At 50.0% G+C, this 13,115-nt stretch carries 10 protein-coding genes; all 10 read left to right on the forward strand.

Translation table 11 applies throughout. From position 1 onward, the window contains the following. Positions 1-83: 83 nt before the first annotated feature. The 10 genes from RAC60_RS08470 (at position 84) to rfbA (ending at position 13,114) form a co-directional block, all read left to right on the forward strand. Complete coding sequence (locus tag RAC60_RS08470; RefSeq protein ID WP_375093328.1) at positions 84-2,294, forward strand: phage tailspike protein; 2,211 nt, start codon at positions 84-86, stop codon at positions 2,292-2,294. 150 nt (positions 2,295-2,444) lie between these two features. Then, entirely contained in the window at positions 2,445-3,707 is a 1,263-nt protein-coding gene (wcaK, locus tag RAC60_RS08475) for a colanic acid biosynthesis pyruvyl transferase WcaK (RefSeq protein WP_375093329.1), read from the forward strand. A gap of 4 nt (positions 3,708-3,711) precedes the next feature. Then, positions 3,712-4,935, forward strand: coding sequence for a glycosyltransferase (locus tag RAC60_RS08480; protein ID WP_039338129.1), 1,224 nt, complete (start codon positions 3,712-3,714; stop codon positions 4,933-4,935). After that, a complete protein-coding gene (locus RAC60_RS08485) occupies positions 4,932-6,272 on the forward strand; it encodes a lipopolysaccharide biosynthesis protein (protein ID WP_033740483.1) in 1,341 nt (446 codons plus the stop codon). Before RAC60_RS08480 ends, RAC60_RS08485 begins: the two co-directional genes overlap by 4 nt. 268 nt (positions 6,273-6,540) lie before the next feature. Then, complete coding sequence (galF, locus tag RAC60_RS08490) at positions 6,541-7,437, forward strand: UTP--glucose-1-phosphate uridylyltransferase GalF (RefSeq protein ID WP_006119858.1); 897 nt, start codon at positions 6,541-6,543, stop codon at positions 7,435-7,437. A gap of 49 nt (positions 7,438-7,486) precedes the next feature. Further along, positions 7,487-8,500, forward strand: a complete 1,014-nt coding sequence (gene galE, locus RAC60_RS08495) for a UDP-glucose 4-epimerase GalE (protein WP_033740479.1) — start codon at positions 7,487-7,489, stop codon at positions 8,498-8,500. 483 nt (positions 8,501-8,983) lie between these two features. Continuing rightward, positions 8,984-10,060: a UDP-N-acetylglucosamine--undecaprenyl-phosphate N-acetylglucosaminephosphotransferase gene (gene wecA, locus RAC60_RS08500; RefSeq protein WP_375093332.1), complete on the forward strand. Its 1,077-nt coding sequence runs from the start codon at positions 8,984-8,986 to the stop codon at positions 10,058-10,060. A 143-nt stretch (positions 10,061-10,203) separates the two neighbouring features. After that, complete coding sequence (rfbB, locus tag RAC60_RS08505; protein ID WP_375093334.1) at positions 10,204-11,289, forward strand: dTDP-glucose 4,6-dehydratase; 1,086 nt, start codon at positions 10,204-10,206, stop codon at positions 11,287-11,289. Beyond that, on the forward strand, positions 11,289-12,176 hold the full coding sequence (gene rfbD, locus RAC60_RS08510; RefSeq protein WP_375093336.1) for a dTDP-4-dehydrorhamnose reductase: 888 nt from the start codon (positions 11,289-11,291) through the stop codon (positions 12,174-12,176). Before rfbB ends, rfbD begins: the two co-directional genes overlap by 1 nt. Positions 12,177-12,235: 59 nt before the next feature. Further along, positions 12,236-13,114 carry a glucose-1-phosphate thymidylyltransferase RfbA gene (gene rfbA / locus RAC60_RS08515; RefSeq protein ID WP_375093337.1) on the forward strand — a complete coding sequence of 293 codons (879 nt, stop codon included), beginning with the start codon at positions 12,236-12,238 and terminating at the stop codon, positions 13,112-13,114. Position 13,115: the final 1 nt, after the last annotated feature.

Here is a 13,115-nt window from a genome sequence, read left to right on the forward strand (position 1 = left end):
CTGGAGATGCTCATTTTTGCTGTGCCTCATGGGACACCTTTTATGGCTGAGTTTACAGCCTTCATGACGACGGGATTTACTGCATGAAAAGAAGAGAAGTCTTGCAAACCGCAGCCTCCGCCCTTGTCGGTGCGCTTTCCGTGAGCACGTTTTCCAGTTACGCCGCCAAAAATACAGGTCTGGCGCTGAAATCGGTTGATGCAACGGCGATCCCGAAAGGGGATGTTCCCATTCTTACCCCTGAAAATGTGTACGCCATGCCACCGCAGTTTTGGCAAAATTTTCAGGGCAAGCTGTGGATTGGCAAAGCAGGCAGCGATGCCCGCCAGCCCGGTAACCTGATTCCGGTCTTTTTGCGTGATGCCAACGGCAATCTGGCGCAAATCACCCAGCCGATTACGCTGAACAAAGGCAATTTTGATCAGTTCGTCAAAGACAATGCGGCGCTTATCGCTAATCCGTCGCACGCCATGGCGCTGGAGGACAGCAACGGACAGACCGTATTCAACATTCCGGATGTCAGTCAGCCGGGTCAGGCCGCTTTTAGTCAGCGTCTGGCGCAGCCTGCCGGTTATCAGCTCATCGGGGAAATTCCTTCTGTCGATGATCTGCGTAAAACGCGGCCGCTGTTTGAAGGGGCAAAGATTAAGCTGAAGAGCTGGCATCCCGGCCTGGAAGTAGGCGGGGGCGAGTTTGTTGGCAGTTTTCAACCCGCTCAGGACGATCAGGGCGTGATTTTCAGCGGCGACGGCTTTCACTGGCGCCGTGTGGTGGATGACTATAACCGGCTGTCGCTGTTTGACTTCGGCGCGATCGCCGACGGCAAAACCGACAGCGCGCCCGCCATTAAAGCCATGTATCAGTGGTCGCAACAGAGCGATCAGCCTATCTGTGTCCAGTTCCCGGCAGGCACCTTCTTCGTGACAGGCTGTGACTTTGGCGAAGAACAGCGTCGCTTTTTCCGTATCTCCGGGGCCATGGTCAACTTCGGCTACTTCCCGGCGACCACCATCGTTTCTGATGGTCAATCCCCGTTTGTGTTTGAGGTCAGCGCCCGCTGGGTGGAAATCTCCAACCTGATTTTCAATGGCAATACCGATACGAAGCCGAACAGGCAGGGCCTGTTCCGTAATACCTGTCCGGGAGGACAATTCTTCCGGGGGGCCTGTCTGCGTTTCAACAACGTTGGTGGCACCGCGCTGAGCCTGCTGGATACGCTGGACTGTAAAATTGACCAGTGGTACGCCTCGGCCTGTACTGGTGATGTCATTCAGGCCGGCTGGTCAGGACAGAAGAAGGGCAACTGGGATCACAGCACGGCGATTGAGCTTTCCAACTTCAATGCGCAGCACTGTAAAGGTGGCAAGGTTCTGAATCTGCCGCGCTGCAGTCAGTCGCTGATTCATAACGGCTGGATTGAACACTGCGACAATCCCGGCGATATCTCCAATGGTCAGTGGATTATTGATGCGCTCAGTCTGGAAGATTGCAAAAACCCGCTTATCGCCTGGCACTCGCGCCTGAATACGCGCCAGACCAACCTGCAGTCGGGGAGCTGGATTGATAACTCAGAGCAGGGCGATCGCTGGTTAAGCGCCTGGGAGATGGGATCGACCCGCGTTGAATCCTACGGCGTCGCGATTGATGGCAGCCTGAAATACAACTATCTCACTTCGCGCTGGTTGCTGGAAAACAACACCAGTCAGCCCGTGTGGTACGAACTGGCTAACCTTTATTCTCCTACTGTCGGTGACTCGTGGGAAATCGAGGTCTTCGGCCAGTCGCAGTTTAACAACGGCACGGACAGCGAACCGCTGATGAATCTGATCGACGGCAGAAACACCGGTGGTCGCGCGGTGATTCATGTACAGCGTAAGAAAGATCATGCTGAAGCCAGCTGGTCAGCGGAAGGCAGCAGCCCGGTGCTGGACGTGCGTTACGTGGCGAAAACCGACACCGATACACAGGTCTTTATCAGGCTGGCAGGCTGGACGCCTTCTGCTGCCATCATGATCAAAAGCACCGCGAAGGACCGTTTTGTGACCGGCCGCTGCGCACGGGTCGATGCCAAAATGGCTAAAGCTACGCCCGACAGTGGCAGCCATGCTGCACCGCAGCGCTTTAGTCTGCACAACGGCAAAGCGGGCGTCGGCGCAAATGAGCAAGGCGATCTCCTGCTGGCTTCCCGCGCGCTGTCGGCTGACAACGTGGATACCCGTAAACCAGAAGGTTTCGTGTCGGTGGTCATTAACGGTAAAACCGTTGCCTTGCCCTATTTTGCCATTAAAGCGTAATTGAGAGAGGGCTGCCCTTAGCGGCAGCCAGGGCCAACAGGATCTGGGCTGTTGGCGTGCACGTTATTGCTGTTTTTTATCAGTGTTCATTTTGCCCGTTTCGGAACTGGGCGGTTGTCAGAATTAGAAAAAATTTAATTCGGAGTTTTTATGAAAATTTTATTGGTGGGTAACCATACCTGTGGGAATCGTGGGGATGGCGCGATTCTGCGTGGACTGATTGATTCAATTCAGGCCGCGCGCAACGATGTCGATATTGATGTGATTAGCCGTTATCCAACCAGCTCCGGTTATCTGCTTCAGCAACATATTCAGCAGGACAAGCTGTTCCTGCATAACAACTCCTCGGGGAAGGGCCTGATTGGCTCGGTCAAACGTAAGGTAGCGAACCGCCTGATGCCCAACATCATGATGGCACACCTGGGTAAGGGCGGTCCTTACAAGTCATTTTCCGTGCCGCCGCACCTTAAAGCCTTTACGGAAAGCCTGAAGGATTATGATGCCATCATTCAGGTAGGTGGCTCATTCTTTGTCGACCTCTATGGCGTAACGCAGTTTGACCATGCGCTTTGTGCTCTGTTAGCTAAAAAACCTATTTACCTGATTGGTCACTCGGTCGGTCCGTTCCAGAATGCGCGCACCAACCAACTGGCAAATTTTGTGTTTGATCGGGTGGACAAGCTTATTCTGCGTGAATCGGTCAGTCTGGATCTGATGAAGCGGGATGGCGTTACCAGCTCGAAAGTGGTGGCCGGTGTGGATACCGCGTTTCTGGTTCGTGCCCGTGAAGTGGAAAATCCCAGCCACAGCCTGCAACACTGGCAGAGCGTGATCCGCTCGCGTAAAACCATTGCCATCACGGTACGCGAACTGGCCCCCTTTGATAAGCGTTTGGGCGTCACGCAGCAAGACTATGAAGCCGCATTTGGCCGGGTGATTAACGCGATGATCGCGAGCGGTTATCAGGTCGTCGCCCTGTCTACCTGCACCGGTATCGACAGCTACGCCAAAGATGACCGCATGGTCGCGCTGACCCTGCGTGACCACGTGCAACAGTCTCAGCATTATCACGTCGTGATGGACGAGTTTAATGACCTGGAACTGGGTGTGCTGCTCAGCGAGTGTCATCTCACCATTGGTACCCGTCTGCACTCTGCCATTATCTCGATGAACTTCGGCACGCCTGCCGTAGCGATTAACTATGAGCACAAATCCATGGGCGTCATGAATCAGTTAGGCCTGCCGCAGATGGCGACCGATGTGCAGAGCCTGATGGACGGTTCCCTGATCGATAAGGTGCAGAGCGTCCTGGCCGACTACGACGCGATCAAGCAAAACGTTGCTGCTGCCGTGGCGCACGAAAGGGAAGTGGGTAACCGAATCACTGAAGAGATTCTAAACGTAATAGGATGATGTGATGAAACTGACTTTTTTCACGATGCGTTTCCCGGTTGCCTCTGAAACATTTGTTCTGAACCAGGTCACTCATTTTATTGATGCGGGCTATGACGTTGAGATCATCTCGGTATTTCCGGGGGATCTGGTCAACCGGCATGGCGCGTTTGATGAGTACGGCCTGGCAGCAAAAACGCACTACCTGCTGCCAGAAGAAAAAGTGTCGCTGACGGACAAGCTGGGACAACGCCTGAAACTGGTTTTGCCTAAAATCACCCGGGCATCCTTATTACGTTCGCTTAACGTGCGCCGCTATGGCGCACAGTCAAGCAAACTGCTGCTTCCCGCCATTGTCGCCAATGCGCGTCAGACCTATGAAGCGGATGTGTTCCTGGTGCACTTCGGCTATGCCGGTGCGCTGGCAAATAAACTTCGCGAACTGGGTATTCTGAAGGGCAAACAGGCCACCGTTTTCCACGGCGCGGATATTTCGCGTCGTCACATTCTTGACGAGCACAAGCAGGATTACCGCAACCTGTTTCAGCAGAGCGAGCTGATGCTACCGATCAGCCATCTGTGGCAAAACAAGTTGATCGAAATGGGCTGCCCGCCCGAAAAGATTCACGTTACCCGTATGGGCATCGAGCCAGAGAAATTCAACTTCCAGCCGCGCGACGGTTTTCACACGCCGCTGCGTATCGTGTCTGTCGCCCGCCTGACAGAGAAGAAAGGCCTGGATGTCGCGGTCAAAGCCAGCGCCATGCTTAAGCAGCGCGGCGGTCAGTTCCAGTACACGATTATTGGTAACGGCGATCAGGACAAGATGATGCGTGACTTCATTGCGAACGAATCGATGCAGGATTGCGTCACCATGCCAGGTTTTAAACCGCAGGAGGAGATTCGTAAGGCGCTGAGTGATGCCGATATCTTCCTGCTGCCGTCAAAAACCGCCGCCGATGGCGACATGGAAGGTATTCCTGTCGCGCTGATGGAGGCGATGGCGGTTGGGCTGCCGGTGGTCTCCACCTTCCACAGCGGTATTCCTGAACTTATCGAAAACAACGTTTCCGGCTGGCTGGTCAAAGAAGATGACGCTGACGCGCTGGCCGACACCTTACTGAAACTGTCCCAGGGCGAGGTAGACGTTGCCCCCGTTGTTGCGGCCGCCAGACAGAAAGTGGAAACCGAGTTTAATCAGCATATCGCCTACCGCGAGCTGGCACAGATTCTGGAGCAAATGGTTTGAGTGGAATAAAGTCACAGGCGATTTGGTTGTTTGGCAGTACCTGTTTTTCAGCCGTACTGCAGGTCGCGCAACTGAGTTTTCTCGCCCGTAAACTCGAAACCCATGAACTGGGGCTGCTGGCCATTATCAACGCCATTCTGGCGGTGGCGGGCGTCCTGCAGGACATGGGAATGAGCAGCTATCTGGTACACCGCCAGGACATCACGCGCCGCGAGCAGAGCACGATCTATTGGGTTAACGTCGGTATTAGTTTCTGTACCGGCCTGGTTATGCTGGGCATTGCTTTCCCGGTTGCCTGGTTCTATCACCTTCCGGCGTTAACCGGACTGATTATGCTGACCAGTCTCAACTTCCTGGTACTCGGTCATCTGTCTCAGTATCAGGCGCACTATATCAAAACCAAACGCATGGTTTCGCTGGCGAAAATTGAGATGGGCACGAAGCTGTTCGCCTTTCTGTGTGTTGTCGCCATGCTGGAGTTTACGTCGCTCACCGTCGCAGCAGCGATTCTGGGCCTGTTTATCAATGCGTTCACCCGTATTTTGTGCATGATTGCGCTTGGAGAGAAGTCCTGGCGGCCTACGCTGGAGTTCGACAAACAGACCTTTTTTAACGCGGTACGCTACGGAATTTACCAGCTCGGTTCGCAGACGATTAACCAGTTACGCACTCAGGCTGATGCGCTGGTGGTGGGTAAAGTGATGGGCGCTGACATGCTCGGTGTTTACTCACTGGCGAAAGAGCTGGTGCTGCAACCGCTCAAGCTGGTGTCGCCCGTGATTAACCGCCTGGCGCTGCCGCGCTTTGCCGAAAAGCAGCACGATCCAGAGCAGTTGAAGAAACTGTTCCTCAAGGGCACGCTGGTGATTATGTTGTTCAGCAGCGCGATGTATCTGGCTATTGGTATTTTGTCACCCGTCATTGTTCGCGTGCTGTATGGTGCCTCACATGAGCAGGTTTACCATCTCATTCCGTTGATGCTGCTGTTTGGCATGCTGCGCCCGATGGGCGGTCTGACTGGTGCTATTTCCCAGGCTAACGGTCGCACCAACGTGGAGTTCTACTGGAACATCGTCGCGAGTCTGGTGGTGGTGGCGGTACTGGCCACGACCTTTATCTGGCCGAACGTCCTCTATGTCGCGCTGACGCTGTCGATTTCGCAGGTGTTAATTTCCGCCCTGGCGCATCCGTTCTTTATTAAACCGGTCATTGGCATTCGTTTTATACCCTATGCCCGACAGTGGGTGTCGGTCTCCGTACTGTTTGCGGGACTGATGCTGCTGGTCAATCACTTCAACCTTTTCGTGATGCCGGAATGGTTTGAACAGTGGCTGTAAGTGTCATTATCACGGGCGACTTCGGGTCGCCCGTGTCGTTTTATGGCTGGTCTTAAAAAGGGCAAAGGATGTTGCATTCGGACCGCCAGACACTCGCTTGTCTGTGAGATTGCGCTTTATTTCCAAACGGCGAAAACCCAGGGAAAATCCCGAATTTGTAAGATTTCACAGCGAGTTAGTGTGGGCTTTTCAGATAAAGATTATACTTCCTTTTCCGGTCCATCCGGCATAATTGACGCATGTCTTCACTTCATTAGATGGAATAAATATGACCAAGCTTAAAGCAGTAATCCCGGTTGCGGGTCTCGGCATGCATATGCTTCCGGCGACCAAAGCCATTCCGAAAGAGATGCTGCCTGTTGTGGACAAGCCAATGATTCAGTACATCGTTGACGAGTGCGTAGCTGCAGGTATTAAAGAGATTGTGCTGGTCACCCATGCGTCCAAAAATGCGGTGGAAAACCACTTCGATACAACGTACGAACTTGAAGCGTTGCTTGAAGCGCGCGTGAAGCGCCAGCTGTTGAGTGAAGTACAGTCAATTTGTCCGCCAGGCGTGACCATCATGAACGTACGCCAGGCGCAGCCACTGGGTCTGGGACACTCCATCCTCTGTGCCCGTCCGATGATCGGCGATAACCCGTTTGTTGTCGTTCTGCCTGATGTCCTGCTGGACGATTCTACCGCTGACCATTTACGTTATAATCTGGCGGCCATGGTGGCGCGTTTTGAAGAGACCGGTCATAGCCAGGTTCTGGCGAAGCATCTGACCGATTATGACCTGTCAGAATACTCGGTGATCACGACGGAACAACCGCTGGAAAACCCGGGCGACGTCAGCACCATCAGTAACTTCGTTGAGAAACCAGAGCATCCGGCTGAGTTAAACTCAGACCTGGCGGCGGTAGGGCGCTACGTCCTCTCTGCCGATATCTGGCCAGAACTGGAACGCACCGAACCGGGCGCATGGGGACGTATTCAGTTAACGGATGCGATTGCCAGCCTGAGCAAGAAAAAAACGGTCGATGTGTCCCTGATGACCGGGCACAGCTTTGACTGTGGACGCAAGTTGGGTTACATGCAGGCATTTGTCTCGTACGGTTTACGAAACAATGCGCAGGGCCGTGATTTCCGCGAAGCGATCAAGCATATTCTGGCGAAGTAATCACTGTATAATTCGCCGCGGTTAACGCGGCAGAAAGGGAGAAGTTGAGATGGCAATTTTGGTTACAGGCGGCGCGGGTTACATCGGCTCTCATACCGTACTGGCGCTGCTGGAGCGCGGTGACGACGTCGTCGTCCTGGATAATCTGTGCAATGCCTCGCGTGAGGCGATTAACCGTGTTGAGAAACTCGCCGGCAAGAAAGCCACCTTTATTGAAGGTGATGTCCTTGACCGCGCCTGCCTGCGCGACCTGTTTGCCTCTCACCGTATTTCTGCCGTGATTCACTTCGCCGCACTTAAAGCGGTGGGTGAATCCACGCGTATGCCGCTTGAATATTACGAAAATAACGTTGCCGGTACCGTTGTTCTGCTGGAAGAAATGCGTAACGCTGGCGTCTGGAACTTCATTTTCAGTTCCTCTGCCACCGTTTACGGCGCTAACGCGCCGGTACCTTACGTTGAAACTACCCCAATTGGGGGGACGACCAGCCCGTACGGCACCTCCAAGCTGATGGTCGAATTCATTATCCGTGATTTTGCCAAAGCCGAGCCGAAGTTCAAAACCATTGCGCTTCGCTACTTCAATCCGGTTGGCGCGCATGAATCGGGTGAGATCGGTGAAGATCCGTCAGGCATTCCAAACAACCTGCTGCCCTACATTGCCCAGGTCGCTATCGGTCGTCTGGATAAGCTCGGTGTGTTTGGCGGTGACTATGATACGCCAGATGGCACCTGCCTGCGTGACTACATTCATGTCGTTGACCTGGCGGAAGGCCACCTTAAAGCGCTGGATCATCTGGACAAAATTGAAGGTTATAAAGCCTACAACCTGGGTGGTGGCAAAGGCTTCTCCGTACTGGAAATGATCAAAGCCTTCGAAAAAGCCTCGGGCAAACCGATTCCGTATGAAATCAAACCACGTCGCGATGGCGATCTGCCGGCGTTCTGGGCGGATGCGTCGCTAGCGAACCGTGAACTGGACTGGCGCGTGACGCGGGGAATTGACGCGATGATGCGCGATACGTGGAACTGGCAGTCGAAGAACCCGGAAGGGTTTCGTTAATATTACTCATTAGCATTTGTAAAATCCCATATCGTTCGATGCTAACAAGCAGCCGCACGTATGGGATGTTCCTGTATTGTCTTTAAACCGTTCACATCATTGTAAGCACTCACCTGTTAAAAAATGGACTTAGTTATTTTTGCCCATAAATCAAAAATCTAGGGCGCTTTCAACCCATCCCGCTTGCCACAGAAAACAAAATCTGTTGATTAAATGGTCAGATTTCAGATGCCAAATCTTGTGTGATCAGAAAATTGTCAAAAAGTGGCGCTTTAAACCTTGTCTCAAAGCCAGGATAGTACGAGAATCGTAAGGTTTTTTATCGATTCAGCCAGGTTCTCGAAAATAATAACCGGGCAAGACAACGCCATTTTGTAATGCAGTCTATGCTTAACGATGGCTAAAACTATGTTCACGCAAGTGGTAGCGATAGCCAGGGGCGGTAGCGTGGTTAAAATATGACAACTCAGCAGTGGTGCATACATGCAAGAGATCGTTTGTGTTTTTCTAAGTGCATTCGCGTTGCTATTCATTGCGCGCAAGGTCGCTCGCAAAGTCGGACTGGTCGATAAGCCTAACGACAGAAAGCAGCATAAAGGACACATTCCCTTAGTTGGCGGCGTTTCGGTCTACTTATCACTATGGATTTTATACATCATGCAGCCAGGTTGGCTGCCTGATTTCACCATATATATGTTCTGCGCCACCGTACTCTTAACTGTAGGTGTGATGGATGATCGTTTCGATCTGCCTGTTATGCCTCGCATCATGATACAGGCTTTAATGGCGTGCATCATGATGTGGAACGGGTACTATCTCTACTCTCTTGGCAATGTTTTGTTCGGTTTTCAGCTTGTGCTGGGGATGTTTGGCTATGCGTTTACGCTCTTTGCCGTCATCGGGGCAATTAATGCTTTCAACATGGTCGATGGCATTGATGGTCTGTTAGGCGCATTATCATGCGTAACCTTTGGGGCCTTGGGGATTATTTTTGAACTTGGGGGGAATCCAAAGCTCGCGTTATGGTGCACCTGCCTTATGGCGGCCTGTCTGCCTTATATTTTACTGAACCTTGGTATTCCATGGGGTAAAAAATTTAAGGTCTTCATGGGCGATGCAGGAAGCACGTTAATTGGCTTTACAGTAATTTGGCTGCTTATGATAGCAACTCAGGGAACTGAAGCGGTAATGCGGCCTGTTACCGCTCTCTGGTTGATAGCGGTTCCTTTGATGGATATGGTAAGAGTGATGAGCTCACGTATCAGACGTGGTTGCAGCCCTTTCAGGCCAGACAGAGAACACCTTCACCATCTATTGATGAGAGGTGGACTGACCGGACGCGGTACTCTCGCCGTCATGGTTTGCTGTGCGGCTATGCTCGCAATGATTGGAATTGCAATGGATAGCATTGGCATGGGTGATTGTTGGCAACTACTGGCATTCATTGGTCTGTTCTTCTCCTTTAATGCAGCCATCAACAAGTCAGCAAGATTTCATAGAATAAACTCAATTAATCTCTCAAATCAGAACGAAAATGAAGCATTAGCAGATAAATTCTGAACTTACATTTATTTTGGCTAAGATGCGGCACTTTAGATGTAGCGAAGACTAAATTTAACACACAAAGTAAATTGCATTCTGAGCCAATTAATTAGAGATTGGCTCAATATGTTGAACTTGAAATAATATTCTGGATAGCAATCGTGAAAATTTTAGTGACTGGTGGTGCAGGTTTTATTGGATCCGCGGTAGTTCGTCATATAATTAAGAATACGCAAGATAGCGTTGTAAACGTTGACGCACTAACCTATGCAGGTAATCTTGAGTCACTCAAAGATGTTGAGAACAGTGAACGTTACAGTTTTGAACATGCAAATATCTGTAATTCAAGCCAAATGGCTTCTGTGCTGGAACGCCATCAACCCGATGCAATTATGCACCTCGCTGCAGAAAGTCACGTCGACCGTTCAATATCTGGACCTGCAGCATTTATAGAAACTAATATTGTAGGGACATACACTTTACTGGAAGCAGCACGTCAATACTGGCTCAAGCTTGATGAATCGAAGAAAAACGCTTTTCGCTTTCACCATATCTCAACGGATGAAGTCTATGGTGACTTACCTCATCCCGACGAAGTAACAGAATCTCAACCACTTCCCTTGTTTACAGAAAACACATCGTATGCACCAAGCAGCCCTTACTCTGCATCAAAAGCATCCAGCGATCATCTGGTAAGAGCATGGACACGCACCTACGGTCTACCTTCCCTTGTCACCAATTGTTCTAATAATTACGGTCCTTATCATTTTCCAGAAAAACTTATCCCTCTCGTCATACTTAATGCGCTTGAAGGTAAATCATTACCTGTTTATGGCAAAGGCGACCAGATTCGTGACTGGCTGTATGTTGAAGATCATGCGAGAGCGCTCTATACAGTTGTGACATCTGGACAAATAGGTGAGACATACAATATTGGCGGTCATAACGAAAAGAAAAATCTCGATGTTGTATTCACAATTTGCGATTTATTAGATGAACTCGTGCCCAAAGATTTGTCTTACCGTGAGCAAATCATCTATGTAAAAGACAGGCCTGGACACGATCGCCGCTACGCTATTGATGCGAGCAAAATTGGAAACGATCTAGATTGGAAACCTCAGGAAACCTTCGAAAGTGGTATCCGTAAAACAGTAATGTGGTACTTACACAATACTGAATGGGTTAACAATGTGAAAAGTGGTGCATACAAAAGCTGGATAGAAGATAACTACGGAGAGCGTCAGTAATGGATATCCTGCTTTTGGGTAAATCAGGGCAGGTGGGCTGGGAACTACAAAGAGCACTTGCGCCACTAGGTAATGTTGTTGCGCTTGACAGGCATTCGCAAGGGTATTGTGGTGATTTAAGTCAACCTGATGCTATCGCGCAAACTATCAGACAGCTCAAGCCGCACATCATAGTTAATGCTGCGGCTTACACGGCAGTCGATAAAGCAGAATCTGACAGTGAACAAGCTTACTTATTAAATGCTGACTGCGTTGAAGTTATTGCAAAAGAAGCTGAAAACATCAATGCATGGGTTGTGCATTACTCAACAGATTATGTTTTTTCGGGCCAGGGCGAAACGCCGTGGCGCGAAAGTGATATCACGGAGCCTGTTAATATTTACGGTGCAAGTAAACTGGCGGGTGAAAAAGCGATTCAGATGCACAGCACCAGATATCTGATTTTTCGCACAAGTTGGGTCTATGCAGCAAAAGGAAGTAATTTTGCTAAGACAATGCTGAACCTTGCAAAAAACAAAAAAGAGCTGTCCATCATCAACGATCAGTTTGGCGCACCTACAGGTGCGGAGTTACTGGCCGACTGTACAGCTCATGCACTTCGTGTTGCCGTTTCCCAACCCGAGGTTTGCGGTATATATCACCTGGTAGCGGGCGGTATCACCACGTGGTTTGATTATGCATCATTAGTATTTTCCGAAGCGCGTAACAACGGTGCCGTGCTTGAACTAGAAAGCGTTAAAGCGGTTCCAACCAGTGCTTATCCGACGCCAGCTCCCCGTCCAAATAATTCACGACTAGATAATACTAAATTTCAGCGGACATTTAAGCTGAATTTGCCTGAATGGGAAATTGGTGTTAAGCGTACGCTGAAAGAACTATTAAGTTAAAAATTTGATAATCCGCTAATGCCTGAGATCAGGCATTTTGTGCTTAAAGAGAAAAATATATGGAAAAGCGTAAAGGCATAATTCTTGCGGGTGGATCTGGAACCCGACTCTACCCTGTAACAATGGCTGTCAGTAAACAGCTACTGCCAATTTATGACAAGCCTATGATCTACTATCCGCTTTCTACGCTTATGCTGGCCGGGATTCGAGACATTTTAATTATAAGTACGCCTCAAGATACACCGCGTTTTCAGCAATTACTTGGTGATGGAAGTCAGTGGGGCATCAATTTAGAATATAAGGTTCAGCCTTCTCCTGATGGATTAGCACAAGCATTTATTATTGGCGAAAGCTTTATTGGAAACAGCAACGTCGCATTAGTATTAGGTGACAATATATTTTATGGCCATGATTTGCCAAAGCTTATGGAAGCTGCTATTGAAAAAGAAAATGGTGCGACTGTTTTTGCCTATCATGTAAATGATCCAGAACGATACGGCGTTGTTGAATTTGATAAGCAAGGCACGGCAATAAGCCTGGAAGAAAAACCTGATACACCTAAAAGCAACTACGCGGTCACTGGTTTATACTTTTATGACAACGATGTCGTCGAAATGGCTAAGAATCTTAAACCTTCTAATCGTGGTGAACTTGAAATCACCGATATTAATCGTCTCTACCTTGAACAGGGACGCCTGTCTGTAGCCATGATGGGGCGAGGTTATGCGTGGCTCGATACAGGAACGCATCAGAGTATGATCGAGGCAAGCAATTTCATTGCGACAATAGAAGAGCGACAGGGGCTGAAAGTATCTTGTCCTGAAGAAATCGCTTTCCGTAAAGGGTTTATATCAGCTGAAAAAGTTGAGAAATTGGCTAAACCACTTTTAAAAAATGCGTATGGGCAATACTTGATGAAAATGTTGAAAGGCTATTAAG

Origin of the sequence: Pantoea sp. BR_17 (genome assembly GCF_041955125.1) — a bacterium.
GTDB lineage: Bacteria > Pseudomonadota > Gammaproteobacteria > Enterobacterales > Enterobacteriaceae > Pantoea > Pantoea stewartii.